The 17,345-nt window shown below is 52.7% G+C and carries 19 protein-coding genes; 3 read left to right on the top strand and 16 right to left on the bottom strand.

The genetic code is table 11. From position 1 onward, the window contains the following. The first annotated feature begins 3 nt into the window (after nt 1–3). Nucleotides 4–147 carry a hypothetical protein gene (locus JC793_RS02125; protein WP_218427348.1) on the top strand — a complete coding sequence of 48 codons (144 nt, stop codon included), beginning with the start codon at nt 4–6 and terminating at the stop codon, nt 145–147. A gap of 41 nt (nt 148–188) precedes the next feature. Here the strand turns inward: JC793_RS02125 and crcB are convergent, their stop codons facing one another. The 16 genes from crcB to JC793_RS02045 all read right to left on the bottom strand — a co-directional run bounded on the left by crcB (nt 189) and on the right by JC793_RS02045 (nt 15,619). After that, complete coding sequence (gene crcB / locus JC793_RS02120; RefSeq protein ID WP_046894047.1) at nt 189–572, bottom strand: fluoride efflux transporter CrcB; 384 nt, start codon at nt 570–572, stop codon at nt 189–191. A gap of 40 nt (nt 573–612) precedes the next feature. Then, nucleotides 613–1,695 (bottom strand): FUSC family protein, encoded by a 1,083-nt coding sequence (locus tag JC793_RS02115; protein ID WP_107680486.1) that lies wholly within the window; start codon nt 1,693–1,695, stop codon nt 613–615. A gap of 12 nt (nt 1,696–1,707) precedes the next feature. Continuing rightward, complete coding sequence (locus JC793_RS02110; protein ID WP_052926006.1) at nt 1,708–2,874, bottom strand: NAD-binding protein; 1,167 nt, start codon at nt 2,872–2,874, stop codon at nt 1,708–1,710. 12 nt (nt 2,875–2,886) lie between these two features. After that, nucleotides 2,887–3,879 (bottom strand): urea transporter, encoded by a 993-nt coding sequence (yut, locus tag JC793_RS02105; protein ID WP_046894045.1) that lies wholly within the window; start codon nt 3,877–3,879, stop codon nt 2,887–2,889. Nucleotides 3,880–3,972: 93 nt separating this feature from the next. After that, nucleotides 3,973–4,938 (bottom strand): urease accessory protein UreD, encoded by a 966-nt coding sequence (locus tag JC793_RS02100; protein ID WP_052926007.1) that lies wholly within the window; start codon nt 4,936–4,938, stop codon nt 3,973–3,975. Continuing rightward, complete coding sequence (ureG, locus tag JC793_RS02095; RefSeq protein WP_046894043.1) at nt 4,935–5,570, bottom strand: urease accessory protein UreG; 636 nt, start codon at nt 5,568–5,570, stop codon at nt 4,935–4,937. The genes JC793_RS02100 and ureG overlap by 4 nt, the downstream gene beginning before the upstream one ends. A 32-nt stretch (nt 5,571–5,602) precedes the next feature. Further along, nucleotides 5,603–6,289, bottom strand: coding sequence for an urease accessory protein UreF (locus tag JC793_RS02090; protein WP_004237086.1), 687 nt, complete (start codon nt 6,287–6,289; stop codon nt 5,603–5,605). Between the two features lie 24 nt (nt 6,290–6,313). Beyond that, complete coding sequence (locus tag JC793_RS02085; protein ID WP_218427347.1) at nt 6,314–6,991, bottom strand: urease accessory protein UreE; 678 nt, start codon at nt 6,989–6,991, stop codon at nt 6,314–6,316. An 85-nt stretch (nt 6,992–7,076) separates the two neighbouring features. Next, nucleotides 7,077–8,795 carry an urease subunit alpha gene (locus tag JC793_RS02080; protein ID WP_046894041.1) on the bottom strand — a complete coding sequence of 573 codons (1,719 nt, stop codon included), beginning with the start codon at nt 8,793–8,795 and terminating at the stop codon, nt 7,077–7,079. A gap of 67 nt (nt 8,796–8,862) precedes the next feature. Then, a complete protein-coding gene (locus JC793_RS02075; RefSeq protein ID WP_080948011.1) occupies nt 8,863–9,285 on the bottom strand; it encodes an urease subunit beta in 423 nt (140 codons plus the stop codon). 29 nt (nt 9,286–9,314) lie between these two features. Continuing rightward, nucleotides 9,315–9,617, bottom strand: coding sequence for an urease subunit gamma (locus JC793_RS02070; RefSeq protein WP_025153862.1), 303 nt, complete (start codon nt 9,615–9,617; stop codon nt 9,315–9,317). Between the two features lie 400 nt (nt 9,618–10,017). Continuing rightward, on the bottom strand, nt 10,018–10,806 hold the full coding sequence (locus tag JC793_RS02065; RefSeq protein WP_046894038.1) for an ATP-binding cassette domain-containing protein: 789 nt from the start codon (nt 10,804–10,806) through the stop codon (nt 10,018–10,020). Next, nucleotides 10,806–11,612 (bottom strand): ABC transporter permease, encoded by an 807-nt coding sequence (locus JC793_RS02060; protein WP_107680484.1) that lies wholly within the window; start codon nt 11,610–11,612, stop codon nt 10,806–10,808. The genes JC793_RS02065 and JC793_RS02060 overlap by 1 nt, the downstream gene beginning before the upstream one ends. Next, entirely contained in the window at nt 11,609–12,577 is a 969-nt protein-coding gene (locus JC793_RS02055; protein WP_046894036.1) for an ABC transporter permease, read from the bottom strand. The genes JC793_RS02060 and JC793_RS02055 overlap by 4 nt, the downstream gene beginning before the upstream one ends. Next, nucleotides 12,577–14,172: an ABC transporter substrate-binding protein gene (locus JC793_RS02050; RefSeq protein WP_054425513.1), complete on the bottom strand. Its 1,596-nt coding sequence runs from the start codon at nt 14,170–14,172 to the stop codon at nt 12,577–12,579. The genes JC793_RS02055 and JC793_RS02050 overlap by 1 nt, the downstream gene beginning before the upstream one ends. Nucleotides 14,173–14,842: 670 nt before the next feature. Continuing rightward, nucleotides 14,843–15,619, bottom strand: coding sequence for an energy transducer TonB (locus JC793_RS02045; RefSeq protein ID WP_166708902.1), 777 nt, complete (start codon nt 15,617–15,619; stop codon nt 14,843–14,845). Nucleotides 15,620–15,811: 192 nt separating this feature from the next. Between JC793_RS02045 and JC793_RS02040 the strand changes: the two genes are divergently transcribed. Continuing rightward, on the top strand, nt 15,812–16,354 hold the full coding sequence (locus tag JC793_RS02040) for an RNA polymerase sigma factor (RefSeq protein ID WP_046894033.1): 543 nt from the start codon (nt 15,812–15,814) through the stop codon (nt 16,352–16,354). Beyond that, nucleotides 16,351–17,313, top strand: coding sequence for a FecR family protein (locus tag JC793_RS02035; RefSeq protein WP_218427345.1), 963 nt, complete (start codon nt 16,351–16,353; stop codon nt 17,311–17,313). The genes JC793_RS02040 and JC793_RS02035 overlap by 4 nt, the downstream gene beginning before the upstream one ends. Nucleotides 17,314–17,345: the final 32 nt, after the last annotated feature.

Genomic DNA, 17,345 nt, shown 5'->3' with positions numbered 1-17,345 from the left:
AGTATGGATAAAACACTTTTTGAAAATCTGGTCCGCAGCATGGAAGAGATGGTGGCAATTGAAAAAGGCCACGTTGTTCCGGCACCGGAAAATAAATACAAACTCCCGGTTCCGATGTTAAAGCAATCTGCAAACATACCGGATTAAAACAAGCAGAATTTGCAGATACTATTTTTATATTCAGCAAATTACCGGTGCTGCAACACCTGCCAGGTCAGCAGACCGAGCCAGGTCATCAGCAGGGAACTGATGACATGCAGGGCGATTTCGGCCATGCCGTGGTGGATGCGCCCGGCCTGAAAGGCCTGCACAATCTCCAGTGAGAACGTCGAGAATGTCGATAACGCACCGCAGAACCCGGTGACAATAAACAGCCGCCATTCCGCCGGGAGTGTCGGGTGCGAAGAGAAAAATGCCACAGCCAGGCCGATAATATAACCGGCAATAATATTGGCGAGATACGTTCCCAGCGGCATCATCGCCAGTACCGGATTGAATTTATTACTCAACACCCAGCGGCCAAGGCCGCCGAGTACTGATCCTGCGGAAATGCTGAGGATCACATTTAACATAGAAAAACCTTACGCCATTTTTATTTCAATGTTTCTGTGTTTATGCGCATTTCTTTAAAATGTCAATCTGAACAAGCCCGCACACTTCATCCAGCAGTTTGATAACCTCCACACTCATCCCGACCATCATGGCATCCGCCGAATTACTTTCCGGCTGTGCATTGATCTTCTGATGCAGCTCATGTGTGCTGGCACGCAGTGCCTGAAGCTTATCCATCGTGTCATCGTCTTTCCCCTGCACAAAGATATCAGAGAGAAGTTTCATAATTTCACTGTTACTTTTCTGTAACTGCACAATGTAAGGATTCTCGGTGTTCAGCGCGTGGGCGAAGTAGTTTTTACTGAAGGTGTCTGTCAGCAGTTCCAGTATCGCCACCAGCCGCCGGATGCGCCCGTGAATGGCAGTAAAAGTGGCCGCCGGGACATGGGTTTCTTTGACGGACGGCGCAATATAGGTATTACAGGCCAATAACGTCGATAACGTATCTTTCAGCTGATTATCCCATCGCTCCGGGTCTGTGCTGTTCAGTTTCATGATGTGCTCATCATATAATCTGGCGGTATCGCGCAGAATGGTACTGATATTCATCCGCCAGAACACAAACCCTTTCAGCGGCAGAATCGCCGAGAAGACCAGCGCCAGAATGGAGCCGCCCACGGTCTGCGCCGAACGGATAAGCGCGGAGTCCATATCCCCGACAGGTGCAGTGGCAACGATACTGATGGTCATCCCGATCAGCATCCCGACATACATGTTTTTGCCCAGCGCAATCAGGCCGCAGACAAACATTGCAATCGTTGCCAGCGCCAGCATCAGCGGAAAAGAGTGAGTTTCCGTGTACAGCAGCAGCATCCCTATCAGTGAGCCGATCACGGTGCCGAGCGTGCGCTGCATTGAACGTATCAGCACATTTCCCCAGTACGGCATCGGCATCAGGATAGAGATAAGTGTCATGATAATGTAATCGAGCTTATCGCTGTGTAATTCCCGGAACACCATAAACGTCAGTGTAAATGCCAGTGCAATGCGGATGCCGTGCAGCTGTTTAAACCGGGAATAAAAGAATGACTGAGCCCGGGTGATCCCGTGGCTCAGATTTATTTTTTTTTCTTTATGCTTCACAACCGGCCCTGCTTATGGCGCTTTGGCTAATAAGATGTCAGCCATGACGCTGTTATTGATGTTCTCGCCGCACAGCATTTTCATCAGCACTTCACTGCCGAGTTGTGACAGGGAGAAGGTCATATCCGCATGCAGCAGGCGCATTTTGTCGCGGTTCTCTTCCTGATTCACCACCGTCACGGTTTTCACGCCCTCACCGGCCAGCTGTTTTACCGCCAGCAGCGCAAAGGTGTTATCCGCGTCATTATCACTGATGGCCATCACACAGCGGGCGTCTTTCACATTCGCTTCATTCAGGGTCACCGCATCCGCGCTGTCACCGGCAACGGCCACCGTACCATCAGGGAAATGCGCTTTTTCGTCATCAGAACAGATCACGACCACCTGCAAACCGCGTTTTTTCAGGCCTTTATAGATATTGACCGCCAGCGGATTCGCGCCGATAACAACATAATGCTCTTTCATGTGCAGCAACCTCTTTTTGACAATCTCGCGTGTGCCGCGCAGAACGACACCCACAATGTACACAATAGATGTGGTGAAAATAGTGATACCAAACACCACCACTGTCAGGGTAAACATCCGCGCTTCCACGCTGATCGGGATGATATCCCCGAAGCCGACGGTGGTCATACAGACCAGGGCAAAGTAGAACGCTGCTGAGATGTCAGTAACATGCGGCTGGAACTCATTGCCGAGATACAGGGTGCCGAAAACGGAATACACCACCAGCAGGATAATACTGCTGACTGCCACCACGCCGGCACTGGTCAGGCTGTGATGCGGGAACTGGCGCCACAGACAGCCGCAGGCAATCAGCAGCGCCAGTGAGAACAGCCCCTGAAGTGTGTATTCATGTGCCAGCCCCAGATCCATCAGTACCATCGTGAGCAGGATAAACAGGGAGAACAGCCAGGCAATACGTGCACCTGTCATCATCAGCAGGGCCAGCAGCGCCAGCAGCAGCCCCAGCATAAAGCGGGGAATATCCAGTAATTTTATAAACCCGAGCGACTGTAACCACGCGGTGAAGCCGCCGTCCTGCCAGGCAATGTCTCCGGTATAGGAAAACAGAACCGGCGACAGGATCATCACCCCGTCAATAAACAGCAGCACCGACAGGATCACCCGCAGACTCAGTAACTTATGTAATCCTGTCTTCAGTAGATTACTCTGCATATCTCTCCCCTTTTACTGACGGTGTTCCGGCATGATGTCCTGATTCGGTACCAGGAACAGCCAGGAGGCCAGAACGAACGGCATGGTCAGTGTCGGAATGCCGAACGGCGATACCACCACATCCAGTGCACCCTGGACAAACACCGTGAAAATCACACCCACAACGGTATACACCAGTACTTTGAAGCTCGGTTTGTTAAATGTGGAGCCCAGCGCAATCGCGGTTAACACGGCGCTGAATGAATAAAGCCCGGTATGGACACTGCCGAAATCGGCTTTCAGGAATGACGCCACACCAAAGGCCAGCAGTGAACCGAGCACCGCAAAGATCGCCGCCCATACAGAGCTGACCGCCAGACCGATCACAAACAGTATCCCGACAGTGATGCTGCTCAGCAGGAAGACTTCGGATACACCGCGGAATATATCCGGGATCAGATCGGAATACGGGATACCGGCGATCGGCGCCACATACTGATCCGGCAGTGCCGGTCCCGGCAGGCTGACGCCCTTGATGCCGAAGAAACTGTAACTGGCCAGCAGAATAGTCCAGGTCACCAGCACGAAAGGCGCGGTCAGTGCTGCCACTTTCCAGTTTTTCAGAAAATCGGTCAGTGAGATGGTGGCGATCACCGCCACGATACTGCCGAGCACAATAGCCGCCCACATAAACGCTGAATTTTCCAGGAAAGTCGGCAGTGCAACACCGACCAGACAGCCGTTATAGCCGTACAGCCCGGCACGCAGTGAGGTGACATCCATTTTGCTGACGTACGCGGTCAGCGTGGATACGACCGTACCGAGCAGACAGCCCCAGCCGACTGCCGGAATGCCTTCACTGTATGCACCAATAAAAATAGCCGCAAAGAAGAACAGCCCGGTCAGCGGGTTGTTCTGAAACATCACCTGTGCGCAGCCGCGCAGTGTGATATCAATAAAATGTATGACAGGATTGGATCCGGCCAGTTTATTCCAGCCGTTCTGACTGACTGTTGAAGTTGCCATTGTCTTTCCCCTGAAGGTGAACCAGACAAAGGGACTGATTATGCTGATAATAATCAGTCCCCTGAGTAACTACCGGTATCATCCTGCGGCGCATCAGCGCCACAGGAACGGTTTCTGCAATGTGATGCCCAGGATCTCTTCCCGGGCGATTTGCCAGAAATAACGGACAGCCTCTTTGGTTTTCGGGCTGTCGATTCCCAGCACTTTGAAGACCAGGCCGCACTCGTTCGGCAACTGCGTTGCGCCGAATGCAACCTCTTCATCCGTGTCATAACGGGCTTCCAGGCGTTCCAGAATACGGGCATGATGCTCTTTCGGTGTCAGTAAAATCACATTACCGAAGACATCAAACCCGCCCATCACGCCGACGACATTCAAGGCTTCTTTTTTCGGTTCCAGAATATATTTTTCAACAAATAACTCTTTCCCCTCACTGTCTTCCGCCCTGATCTTTGATGAGAAAATATCAAATCCGAATTGTTCGTCCGGGTGGTGATATTTCCGTCCTGACATCAGGATCTCGGAATAGATCATCGTGGCCGTCGGATCAATCGTTATCTGTGTATCCGTTAAAAACCGGGCATTACGGTGCGGAATAATCGGGTCCGGCATAAACTCCAGATAACCGCCCGCTTCCACCACCACGTTCTGGTACTGCGTGGCGTAGTTCGCCTCCATCATGTGGATTTTGGTGGCGGACTGTGTGGTGACATGGGCACACGCCCCTTCTTCCACAATCAGATCCAGCGCCTGGCGGTCGCCCTGTAACAGGCAGCCGGAAGTTGAAATCATGGTGACACACGGCATCTGCGGCATCATTTCATCCCAGTACAGCGCACGCTGCACCAGAGAAGGGACCCGGCGCTCCATTTCCACCATTTCACTGCGGTATTCCCGTTTGGCAAACCGCAGTTTCAGATAGCCGCTTTTCCCGATGGCACCACTTTGCATCTGTTTTGGCTCATCCTGGTAAGGCGCCATTTCCGGCGCCTTTTCCCCTAAGAGATGAGCCCGGAGACGTGTCGGCGTCCCCGCAATCTCAGCCCTCAGTTGTGTCATGCTTTCGCTCCCGCCTGATGGGTGAACAGGAATTTATCCATGATCATATCCACCAGCTCAATCACACCTTCGCCGGTTTTGCAGTTGGTCATGACATACGGACGGTTGCCGCGCACCACTTTGGTGTCACTTTCCATGACTTCCAGACTCGCGCCGACGTACGGCGCCAGGTCGATTTTGTTGATCACCAGGATATCCGCCTGTACCAGGCCCGGTCCGTTTTTACGCGGGATTTTTTCCCCTTCCGCCACATCAATAACATAGATGTAGAAGTCAGCGAGTGCCGGACTGAAGGTCAGTGTCAGGTTGTCGCCGCCGCTTTCGATCATGATGACGTCACTGTCCGGGAAGCGCTCTTCCATATCTTCCACAGCGGCAATGTTCATACTCGGATCTTCGCGTACCGCGGTGTGCGGACAGGCACCGGTTTCAACGCCGAGGATTTTCTCTTCGTCGAGGATACCTTTCAGGGTACGTTTGACCTGTTTCGCATCTTCGGTGGTCACGATGTCATTAGTGATGATTAACGGTTTGATCCCGCGTTCAATCAGAATCGGAGTGATCACCTCAATAATCGCCGTTTTACCTGAGCCAACAGGGCCGCCGATGCCGATCCGTGTCATTTTTTTCATCAATATACTCCCGGAAATAAGTCAGCCGCCTGTCAGTTCATAAACAGGCGGACAAAAGATTTGGTATGAACTGCCGCAAGGACGTCGATCACCGGCACATAGGAAGACATCTGTTCAATGTCGCCGCAGGCTGCAATATCGCAGAAGGTTTCAATGTCGTTGTTCAGCTCAAATAAAATGTGCTGTGTTTCAAAGTGCGTAATCCGCATCAGGCGCATGGCGGCGCTGAGGATCGTCATCGCGATCCCGTACTGATGCATGACCACCACTTCGCGTTCGCCGATACCCTGTACCGCCATCACAATGGCCTGAGTCACAGGCTGTGTGCCGGGGGTGTCCCCGCTTTTAATCTGCGCCAGCCACCAGGCCACGAGCGGATCGTCAAAAATATGGACGGAAATCTCCGCCAGCTTTTTCCCCATCCGCGTTGCCATCAGACGGGCTTCTTCATTCAGTTTGCGGTTATTCACCGCCCGATCGACCCGCAGGATGGCATCATTATCCCCCGCCAGCACAGCGCGGTGTGCCGCGACAACGGCAATACCGTCACCACTGGCCGCCTGTTTCAGCGCAGTGCGGACAAACCCTTTCAGGGTTTCTGCATCATGTACCACGCCCGTCTGAATCGCCGATTCCACACCGTTTGAGAAAGTAAAGGCGCCGACGGGAAGTGCCGAATCACCAAACTGCATGATCCGGATAAGATCAGCCGCTTTCATCACACGTTCTCCCGTTCCGGTCTGTCAGTGTTTGTGGTCATGGTCGTGATCATGGTGATGATCATGGCCGTGGTCGTGACTGTGGTCATGATCATGGTTGTGTCCGTGATCGTGGCCGTGTGAATGTGAGTGCCCGTGGTTATGTGCCACATGCACATGCGTATCGGTTTCTTCCGCGCCGCCGAACAGCAGACGGGATTCTGAGTTGGTCAGGATCGGCAGAATGGTTTCGCCTTTGACAAAAGCAAACGTATCATTGCCGAAACCGTGGGTGCGCATCACGGATTCCATCACTTTTTCACTGACGGTCAGCGGGACATACACCTTGTTTTCTTTGATCACTGCTTTCCAGTGCTGGTTACCGAGCGCATGGCCCAGTTCAAAACTGATGCGGATCTGCTCTTCCGGCGTGCTGCCCTGAAGACGTTTAAGATCAACAACCATGACATCACGCAGATCGATCTGGACGACAACCATCGTATTGGTGGCATCATCGGTATGGATCACATCTCCGTCAGACAACAGCACGTTGCGATCCAGCGCGATCCCGATATCCAGCCCGTTTTGGGTATGTTTGCGGCAGCGGCTTTTCTGGGCTTCCCGCTGATCGAGGATCAGCATATCCACCGTCATATCGTTCGCTTTATCAGCCCACGCCTGCTCTTTTCTGACGTTGCCGAGAATGTGCTCAATGAGGATCATGGAATTACCTTTTTGTTATGCCCGGCAGGCTGACTGCGCCCGCCGGGGAAGTCTGTTAATCCGGGACGTTCAGCCCCGGATTCTGTTAACCAAAGAAATAACGCTGGTTCATCGCCGCCACCGAGATTGGCTGGCAGGTTGCGTGTTCTCCGTTGACTTTCACCGCGAAGGTTTCCGGGTCCACTTCAATATCCGGCGTTTCGCCGTTACGGACCAGGTCACGTTTGGTGGTGGTGCGCATGCCCTGAACCGCAACAACCTGGCGCTCCAGACCGGCTTTCTCTTTCACACCATCTTCCAGTGCAGCCTGAGAAACGAAGGTCACACAGGTATCCTGGAGGGTTTTACCCATCGCACCAAACATCGGACGATAGAAGACCGGCTGCGGTGTCGGCAGGGAGGCGTTAGGATCACCCATCGCTGCCCAGTTGATCATGCCGCCTTTGATAACCAGTTTTGGTTTCGCACCGAAGAAACGCGGATCCCACAGAACCAGGTCCGCCATTTTGCCGACTTCGATTGATCCGAGCACATGGCTGATACCCTGGGCAATCGCCGGGTTGATGGTGATTTTTGCCACGTAACGCAGAACACGGAAGTTATCGTTACCCGCCGCATCTTCCGGCAGTTTGCCGCGTGCCGCTTTCATCGCGTTAGCGGTCTGGATCACACGCAGCCAGTTCTCACCGACACGTCCCATCGCCTGGGAGTCACTGGAGAACATGGAGATAGCACCCATATCATGCAGCACGTTTTCCGCCGCAATGGTTTCCGGACGCACACGGCTTTCCGCGAAGGAAACGTCAGCCGGGACATTCGGGTTCAGGTTGTGACATACCATGATCATGTCGAACAGTTCTGCCTGGCTGTTGATACCGTACGGCAGGGTCGGGTTAGTGGAGCTCGGCAGCACGTTCGGCTGGCTGACCACTTTGATGATATCCGGCGCATGGCCACCGCCCGCACCTTCGGTGTGGTATGTGTGGATAGTGCGGCCTTCAAAGGCTTCGATGGTATCTTCCACATAGCCGCCTTCGTTCAGGCTGTCGGTGTGTACCGCAACCTGAATATCATAATCATCTGCCACACGCAGGGCATGACGGATGGCGTTGGAGGTTGCACCCCAGTCTTCGTGGACTTTCAGACCGGCAACACCGGCAATGATCTGTTCAACCAGCGGATCGCGGGCAAAAGAGTTACCTTTACCGAGCATACCGACGTTAACCGGTAAACCTTCCAGTGAACGCAGCATCGCGCGGATATTCCACGGACCGGCAGTAACCGTTGTACCGTTGGTGCCGTCTGTCGGCCCGATACCACCGCCGAAGAAGGTGGTGACACCGTTAGACAGCGCCGCATAAGCCTGCTGTGGTGAAATCAGGTGGATGTGGGTATCAATACCCGCCGCTGTCAGGATCAGATGTTCACCGGAGATAGCATCGGTCGATACACCGGCAACCATTCCCGGGGTGATTCCGTCCTGCAGGTTCGGGTTACCGCTCTTACCGATACCGACGATTTTACCGTCCTTCACACCCACGTCCGCTTTGATGACACCTAATTTGGCGTCCAGAATCGTAACGTTGGTGATCACCAGGTCGAGCACACCGTTATCGCTGGTCAGCGTGTTGTTCGCACCCATCCCGTCACGGAGGGATTTCCCGCCGCCGTAAACAGATTCTTCGCCGTAACCGCGTAAGTCTTTTTCAATTTCGATATAAAGATCAGTATCACCGAGACGGATTTTATCTCCGGTGGTCGGCCCGAACAGGCCGCAATATTCTTGTCTGGAAATCTGTGGCATAACGTGTTCCTTATTTCGTTCAGGATGCCTGAGCATCTCTGCCGGAAAATCGTATCAGGACGGAGAATTACTTCTTCGCTTCTGCTTTATGACTGAAACCGCGGGCAATCGCCTCATTCAGGGCAATCGCTTTTGCCGGACGTTCGCTGATGGCGACATTATTACCGGCCCAGCCGTCCACCAGGTTATTAAACCCGTACACTGTCTGTTTGCCGCCGTAAGGAATAAGAGAAACTTCCGTTTCATCACCCGGCTCAAAACGGATTGCGGTGGTGGATGAAATATTCAGGCGTTTGCCGTAAGCCGCTTCGCGGTCAAATTCCAGGGCATGGTTCACTTCAAAGAAGTGAAAATGCGAACCGATCTGAATCGGGCGATCCCCGGTATTACGGACTTTAATTTTGGTTTCCGGCTTACCGGTATTAAATTCAATCGGGGTATCCGCAAAAATGACTCCGCCTAACGGCGTGGGTTGTTTTGTATTACTCATAATCAGAACCTCACCTTTTTGCTGTACGTTTATTTGATTGGGTTATGAACCGTCACCAGACGGCTGCCGTCTGTGAAAATAGCCTCAACCTGCACATTCGGGATTAAATCATCCACCCCTTCCATCACGTCGGCTTTGGTCAGCACAGTAGCGGCTTCTTTCATCACATCTTCCACTGTTTTGCCGTCACGGGCGCCTTCCAGTGCTGTCACCGTGATAATCGCGACCGCTTCCGGGTAGTTCAGTTTTACCCCTCTGTCACGGCGTCGCTGCGCGACATCCGCCAGGGTGTATATCATCAGCTTTTCAACTTCTCTCGGGGTTAATTGCATAACGCCTCCACAATTGGATGAAAACAGAGTCATCAGACAGCAACCCGGATTATGATGGTTTCCGGATCACCGTGATTTCAGTTTTTATTTCAGTGACGCATCTGCTGAACAGCATGCACAATACGCCACCGGCCACCGGACATGCGCAGACGCACACCCGGAAATACAAAGCGTGAAAAAATGTAAGTGGCTAATCAGCCATAAAAAAATAAATCATTCACCGCTGTTCTCCTGAATAAGAAAACGATGTTCAGATCCTTTGATGACTATGCTGTGTTTCCGTTACCGCATATAGATGAATTAATATCTGCTACTGTGTTTAAATATAAAATCAATCACCATACTGATTTTCAGTAAATAAATAATAAATACTCAGATAAGGACGAAATAAAGCAGATTATCATCTGAGTTTATTCTGCCCGGATAAAAAACGATGCTCCGGCAGTGCATCCCACAGTGACTGCAGCCACGGACTGCCTTCTCCGTTCAGCAATGCCTGTGATGTCAGTGTTTCCTGTAAAACCCCGTGACGCAGCACCGCTATCCGGTCAGCAAAACGGGCCGCCATCGCCAGGTCATGCGTGACCCACAACACACCACGCCCGTCCGCACATAATACTTTCAGGTGCGCGAGTAATTGTGCGGCATGTTCATCATCCAGCCAGGATGTAATTTCATCCGCCAGGATATACTGCGCCCCGGTCAGGGTCGCCCCGCAGGTCAGCACCCGTTTTGCCATCCCGCCGGAGAGCCGGTTCGGAAAGGCGGCCGTCAGTTCCGGCCGGAGGTTATAACGTTGCAGCTGACGCGCCACATCATGCATCTTCACATGCATTCCGCTGAGTGTGGCTGCGCGTTCCAGCTGCGGCCCCACCCGCACCAGCGGATTGAGCGCACTGACCCCCTGCGGCACATAACACAGGGTATTGCCGCGATGCAGCTGTTTACTCTCTTCCGTCAGCGTTTCCCCCGCAAGCGAGATAGCACCGCGGCAGCGCATGTTGTCCGGCAGCAGACCCAGCGCACTTTGCAGCAGCAGGCTTTTGCCTTCTCCGCTGCTGCCGACCAGCGCCACCAGTTCACCGGGCTGAACCGCCAGGGAAATATCCGTCAGCAGCGGCTGCCAGCGTTTTTTCCGCAGCCAGCCGAACTGCGCGACATCAATGGCAAGCCGGTCAAATTTCAGCATTATGCGATCCTCAGCCAGAGCTGTTGTAACGCTTTCGCAAACTGATCAAACAGTAACACCAGTCCGACCAGCACCAGTCCCGGGAAAAATGCCAGCCACCAGGCGCCGGTACTGAGGTAACGCAGCGCATCTGACAGCAGTATCCCCAGAGATGCCTCATGCGGCGCAAGCCCGAAGCCCAGAAAACTGAGCGCCGCACTGTGCAGTACCGAATGCGGGAACATCAGCAGTGTGCCGACAATCCACTGCGGTAATAACATTGGCAGATAATGATGACGCCAGCAATACAACCGTGAATTTCCTATGCGCTGTGCCAGCATCACATAATCCGTTTCCCGTACCCGCAGAATTTCCGAGCGCAGGATCAGCGTCAGTTTCGGCCAGTGTGTCAGGGCTATCGCCCAGATCACGCCGGATTTTCCGCCGCCCAGGGTGAAACAGATTAAAATCAGCAGCAGCAGGTGCGGCAGTGCCAGCAGCGTATCAATCACCCCGCGCACCAGATAATCTGTCCCTTTGTTAATGGTGGATAACCCGGCCATGGTCAGTGCCACCAGCCCGCTGGTCAGGGCAGAAATCAGTCCGATTTGCAGACTGGTTGCCATGCCCTGAAAGGTGCGATCCCACAGATCACGCCCCAGGCTGTCAGTACCGAACCAGTGCGCGACAGAAGGTGCCTGCCGCCGCGCCAGGAAATCCATATCAATATCTGTGTGTGTGATCCAGATGGCATATACGCCCAGCAGGATCAGCATCAGTAATGTGCCCGTCAGTTTTAACAGGGCGCGGTTCGGGTTATACGTCATGACTCGCGGATCACTCCCTGATTCACGCGGCGCAGTAAAATATCCGCCGTGCTGTTACCGATAAAAATCAGGATCGCGCAAAACATCACAATACCCATCAGCAGCGGGATATCTCCCCGCAGCCCCGCATCTATCGTCGCCTGTCCCAGACCGGGATAGGCAAACACTTTCTCCGCCAGCAGTGAACCGCTCAGCAGTTCCCCCACCGAGGCAAACTGTAAACAGAGTGCCGGGGTAATAGCGTGACGCAGCACATGAAAATTAATCATCGGCCAGCCTTTATCCCCCTGCGCTCTGGCATAACGGATAAACTCTGTTCCCATCACTTCCGCCACTTTCGCCCGCGTATGCAGGGCAATGTTACCGACGCCGAGTAATCCCAGTGCCAGCACCGGCAGGATCAGGTGATGAAGTTTTTCACCGAACGTGGCAGTATCCGCATCCTCACCCATCGGCCAGGCACAGCAGATCGGTGCCCAGTTCAGGGTGACCGCAAACAGTGACAGCAGCAGCAGCCCTATCCAGAATGTCGGTATCGAAGCCAGCAGATACGACAGCGCCGAAATTATTTTGTCCGGCCAGCGGTTCAGATACCGCCCTGCCACCAGCCCCAGCAGCAGCCCGGTAATTCCCGAGAAAAACCAAGCACTGATAAGAAGTGCCAGTGAAGGCCCGAGCCGCGCCGAAATCACCTCTGAAACCGGCGCGTTATACAGCATGGAGTAGCCGAGATCACCGCGCAGCATCTGCGAGAACCAGATCCAGAACCGCTGCCACAGCGGCTGATCCAGTCCCCAGCGGGCGGCGATCGCCGGATACTGCTCCGGCGGCACATGCAGCAGATCATTTCCGATATAGGCTCTGATCGGGTCAACCGGCGAATAACTCAGGAGGATAAACACTCCCGCCGCCGTGACCGTCAGCAGACAAAAAAACCGCACGAAAAGGAACAGGGCACTGCGCATTATTTGCAGGTCCAGGCCCAGTCATCCACACTGTTGAGCAGTGACCATGATCCGTGGATCTCCGGCGCGCCTTTGCCCAGATCCACACAATCACTGACCACATAGGTATGCTGCACATTCAGCAGCCACGCCCAGGCAGCATCCCCTTTAATCCCCGTGCCGGTTTTACCGTTCCAGTCCACCTGCTGCCAGATTGGAATTGCAGCTTCCTGATCCGGCGCACTCACCGCTTTCTCAAGAATGGCATCCACCTGCGGATTTTTGTAATAGCCCGGGTTGTAGAACTCCACACCTGCCGCTTTGCTGCTGTAATGATGGACTAACTCCATCGGGTCAAGACTGCCCCAGCCGAACAGGGTCGGGTTTGCGTGCATATGGCGTTCGACGGTTTCCCAGCTGCCGGACTGTAAATCCAGTTCAATACCGATTGGTTTCAGGAATGCGCGGATAGCCTGTGCCAGGTCACGGCGGGTGGTATCCCCGCTGGTGTACCACAGCGTCAGTTTGGCGACTTTGCCGTCTTTCTCGCGCAGTCCGTCTTTATTCAGTTTCCAGCCTGCCTCTTCCAGGATCTGTTTGGCTTTTTCCGCATCACCATCTTTAAAAGCGGCTTCCGGATTGTTCCACGGCAGCCCGTGAACACCGGTAAAGGCCGGTACGGCATACCCTTCCATCACCTGCTCAGACAGTAATTTACGGTCAATGGCATAGTTGATGGCTTTACGGACAGCCACATCGGAGGTGATATCGTTACCGATCGGATTACCCTGTGCATCTTTTTCACCGGCTTTCGGAATCGGGAAGACAATACCGCGGTTTTCCACGCTGGCACGCTCTACCAGTTTCATCCCTTTGACATCACCGGCAGTCGCAGCGATCACCGGCGGAATGCGGACAACTTCAAGCTGACGGCTCTGCGCGGCTGCAAAAGCGGCATCTTCATCCAGGAAGACAAACACCAGCTTGTTAAAGTCGTTTTTCGGCCCGGCGTAATACGGGTTCGCCTCAACAATCAGCTGCTGGCCCGGCTGGAAAGCCACCAGGCGGTATGGCCCGGCACCCACCGGTTTTTGGGCATACTCTCTGGCATCATATTTATCGGCGGACACAATCCCGAGAGAGCCGAGTACGTTAATAAAGGTACTTTGCGGTTCGGACAGGGTCATTTTCACGGTCAGCGGGTCAATGACCTCCGCTTTGGCAAAATTCCCCATGTCGATTTTACCGCCGCCGGCGGCGGCATTGTTATAGGTGAAAGCAACGTCTTTGGCGGTCAGCGGGGAGCCGTCCGAGAATTTCAGATCTTTTTTCAGTTTCAGCGTCCACTCTTTGCCGTCGGCATTGTGGTCGTAACTGTCCAGCATATAGCTGTGCCAGGAAAGATCGGCCTTTTGTTTGAGCAGCGGGCTGTGCAGTAATAAGTAACTGCCGTGGCTCCAGCCGAGCATCGGGTCAAATCCCTCTGTCGGTTCTGCGCCGATAGCCAGCCGTAATGTATGACCGGTATTTTCTGCCGCAGCCAGCGCTGAAGCACTAATAGCTGTACCTAATAGCAAAGAGACGAGTGTTCTTGCAAAAACAGACTTTTTAGTCATCACTTATCCTTACCTAACTAAAATTCACGATGTTTAATTTTGAGTTAATCTGGTATTACGCAAAATCACCTATAAAAAATTAATCTATCAAAGAAAACAGAGTTTATATCACTAAAGTCACGTCCGAAAATGATGCATACTAATGAATAGTGATAAAAATCGGATTTCTTATATATTAAATTCTTTTATTCAATCCTGCTGCTGAATAATAACATTATTACATATTTTCCTGATAATTCACGGATGAAATATTTTGTAACAATATACCCTTAAACAGACTAAAAATGATTATTTGCCAAGGCATTATATTGTCCATTCACCAGCTCTCTGCCACAGTAAACACTACCATCGCCCGCTATTTTTTAGCAGTGTAACACACTCTTTTCGATAATCACCGCCGGATATCCACCAGCAATACTTATTAATTAAATTAATTATTTTCATTTTGGTACTTTTATTACGACGGGTAATAACAGAATTTTATCCGTGCCGGAACCGGCTTTACTGTGCTTGTTGCGATATGAGTGACTGAAACTCATTTAAATAAATTATGAGAACCTATAGAAAAACCGAAATGTTAAGCAGGGAAAAAATAAACAAGGAAACAAAAAAGGGGAAAATACAGACAATTCCTGGTAATAAAAATGGTATTTCGGGAATTGTCTGCTGGTTACAGGTAAAAACCGATGGGGGTGACTATCTCAATATGGCCGTTTTTGCTGCGCTCCTGTGGCGGCAGCGGGAAAGGTGATGCCCGTTGTACTGTGGCAAGCGCTTCTTTATCCAGCAGTTTTGTGCCCGATGAATTAACCAGTTCGGCAGAGACAACATTTCCCTGCATATTCAGCGTTACTCTCACATGAGAAACACCGGTGGATTTATAGCGCAGCAGTGCCCGCGGATAGCGTTTATATTTCGCCAGATGCGAATGTACTGTGCTTTCCCAGCCGGTACTGCCGCTGACCGGCTGCGGCGCATGACTGGTGAAATCAGCACGGCTGGCAGAGCTGTCGCCCTGACGCGGTGCGGATGTGCTCTCGGCAAGTACCGGTGACGGATTGTCCGTTTCCGGCATTTTAATCTCCGTTAGCGGCTTTTTCTCTGCTTTTTTCTTTGGTTTCTCCGCTTTTTTTGTCCAGGTGCCCTGATCAGATACCGCCAGTTTATCAACCGCAGATTCCCGCTCCGGTTCCGCCAACGGCTGTGGTGCCGGTTGTGACATCACCTGCCTGACCCCTTCCGCTTTTTCCGGTGGTGCACTTTCCAGCTGATAAACGCCCGGCATCAGCACAAATGCCGGCGGCAGCATGCCTTTCGGTTCTTCCGCAGAAAACGTCAGCCAGCCCAGGAACAATGCCAGCAACAGTACGTGTGCGCCCACACTGGCAACCGTACCGCCGACTGAATAGCGCCTGTTCTGATAACAGGCCGCAGCCACATTCAACATCACTCAACTCTCTTTTTTAATCGTTATTCACGTATTTCAATTTGTAAAATTACAGGCATAATGATAACGCAAATGATATTGCTTTTTATTATTAAATAATAATTCAAATAACAACAATGAGATTTTTTAGCTTTTTCTAAGCAATGCGTAATGACTCCCTCAATTACGATGACTTCGATACACACCAGAAAAATGACAACTGAAAAATCGGTAAGCAGGCTTATCGCCGGGGCTTATCACTCAACCTACCATCAGCTTGTCCGCTTCTTCCACAAGCGGCTGGGCAACAGTCAGGATGCACGGGATCTGTCGCAGGATGTGTTTGCCCGCTGGCTGAAAGGCGGCAACGATACTTCTGTGCAGGAAACCCGCGCGTTCCTGTTTAAGATCGCCAATAATGTGCTGACCGACCACTGGCGCTACAACCAGCGGAAGGGTCGTGACCGCGTCAGTGAGTGGGATGACTCGCTGACCGCGGAAGTGGCACAGGAGGAAGCCGATCCTCAGGTTCAGCTCGAACACCGCCAGCGGCTGGACAGGCTGTATCAGGTGCTGAATGAACTGCCGCCCCGTCAGCGGGAAGCTTTTGTGCTTTACCGGTTTGACGGACTTTCACAAAGTGACATTGCCGAACGGATGGATATCACTGTCAGTATGGTGGAGAAACATATCGCCCGTGCCCTGCTGCAATGTAAACGCGCCATGAATACCGAAGAACAGAAGGACGGGGAATGACTGACCGGCGTGAACAGGATGAACGGGAAGAAGCCGCCGCACTGTGGTTTACACGCTGGCACAGCCAGAGTATGACGGCGCAGCAGCAGCGTGACTTGCAGTCATGGCTGGCGGAATCTCCGGAAAACCGCCGGGCATTTGATGAGATGGCGCAACTGTGGGGTGATATGTCGGCCCTGCCGCGTCCTGACGTCACAGCCCCGGCACCTGACCGGCCGTTTTCGGTATTGCGCCCGCTGCGCCATACCCTCGCCGGGCTGTTTATCCTGGTGATGCTGTTTTTACCCTACAGCCAGTTACCTGCTTTACTGATGGATAACCTGACGCTCGCCACTGCCTCAGAGAGTAAATCCATGATCCTGCCGGACGGCAGCCGTATTTTTCTCAACCGTGACAGTGAAGCGGATATTGCCTATGAGCAGACACAACGCCGTATTACGCTGGTGCGCGGCAACGCTTTTTTTCAGGTGAAATCCAATCCGTGGCGGCCGTTTGTGATTCAGGCGGACGGCAGGGAGATAACGGTTGTCGGGACAGAATTTGATGTCAGCCGCCGGGGGACAGAAGTGGCTGTCTCTGTGGCGAACGGGATTGTCGCCCTGCGGGATGCCGCAGATAAAAAACCGGTTTATCTCCGTGCCGGGGATAACGCCGTCAGTCCCGCACCGGGGCACGCCCTGCTGCTCAGTCATATCCCGCCGGAACAGGCCGGAGAATGGCGTAACGGACAAATCACCCTCACGAATACCCCGCTGCACGATGTTGTTGCCCGCCTCGCACCTTACAGCAACCGCCCGGTGTCACTTGCCGCCAATGCGACGGATCTGACCGTCTCCGGCCGGGTCACCCTTTCTGAAACAGATGCTTTTTTCACGGCTCTGCCGCTGCTGTTACCGGTTGAAGTCACCGAGCTGCATGACGGCAGCCTGCTGATTGTGAAGAAAAATAAAAATAAATGAAAAAAAGAATGATTATCAGGTGAGGATAGTTC

Source organism: Morganella morganii (genome assembly GCF_019242955.1).
GTDB lineage: Bacteria > Pseudomonadota > Gammaproteobacteria > Enterobacterales > Enterobacteriaceae > Morganella > Morganella sibonii.
Note: the sequence above shows the minus strand (reverse complement) of the source record. Positions and strands in the feature narration are given on the sequence as shown.

Coding starts and splice junctions, on each gene's coding strand:
- JC793_RS02065 (WP_046894038.1), bottom strand. CDS start 10,806: ATGCTGAAATTTGACCGGCTTGCCATTGATGTCGCGCAGTTCGGCTGG.
- JC793_RS02080 (WP_046894041.1), bottom strand. CDS start 8,795: ATGCCACAGATTTCCAGACAAGAATATTGCGGCCTGTTCGGGCCGACC.
- JC793_RS02055 (WP_046894036.1), bottom strand. CDS start 12,577: ATGCGCAGTGCCCTGTTCCTTTTCGTGCGGTTTTTTTGTCTGCTGACG.
- JC793_RS02075 (WP_080948011.1), bottom strand. CDS start 9,285: ATGAGTAATACAAAACAACCCACGCCGTTAGGCGGAGTCATTTTTGCG.
- yut (WP_046894045.1), bottom strand. CDS start 3,879: ATGGCAACTTCAACAGTCAGTCAGAACGGCTGGAATAAACTGGCCGGA.
- JC793_RS02125 (WP_218427348.1), top strand. CDS start 4: ATGGATAAAACACTTTTTGAAAATCTGGTCCGCAGCATGGAAGAGATG.
- JC793_RS02040 (WP_046894033.1), top strand. CDS start 15,812: ATGACAACTGAAAAATCGGTAAGCAGGCTTATCGCCGGGGCTTATCAC.
- JC793_RS02110 (WP_052926006.1), bottom strand. CDS start 2,874: ATGCAGAGTAATCTACTGAAGACAGGATTACATAAGTTACTGAGTCTG.
- JC793_RS02085 (WP_218427347.1), bottom strand. CDS start 6,991: ATGATCCTCATTGAGCACATTCTCGGCAACGTCAGAAAAGAGCAGGCG.
- JC793_RS02100 (WP_052926007.1), bottom strand. CDS start 4,938: ATGACACAACTGAGGGCTGAGATTGCGGGGACGCCGACACGTCTCCGG.
- JC793_RS02045 (WP_166708902.1), bottom strand. CDS start 15,619: ATGTTGAATGTGGCTGCGGCCTGTTATCAGAACAGGCGCTATTCAGTC.
- JC793_RS02050 (WP_054425513.1), bottom strand. CDS start 14,172: ATGACTAAAAAGTCTGTTTTTGCAAGAACACTCGTCTCTTTGCTATTA.
- JC793_RS02070 (WP_025153862.1), bottom strand. CDS start 9,617: ATGCAATTAACCCCGAGAGAAGTTGAAAAGCTGATGATATACACCCTG.
- JC793_RS02035 (WP_218427345.1), top strand. CDS start 16,351: ATGACTGACCGGCGTGAACAGGATGAACGGGAAGAAGCCGCCGCACTG.
- ureG (WP_046894043.1), bottom strand. CDS start 5,570: ATGAAAAAAATGACACGGATCGGCATCGGCGGCCCTGTTGGCTCAGGT.
- crcB (WP_046894047.1), bottom strand. CDS start 572: ATGTTAAATGTGATCCTCAGCATTTCCGCAGGATCAGTACTCGGCGGC.
- JC793_RS02090 (WP_004237086.1), bottom strand. CDS start 6,289: ATGAAAGCGGCTGATCTTATCCGGATCATGCAGTTTGGTGATTCGGCA.
- JC793_RS02060 (WP_107680484.1), bottom strand. CDS start 11,612: ATGACGTATAACCCGAACCGCGCCCTGTTAAAACTGACGGGCACATTA.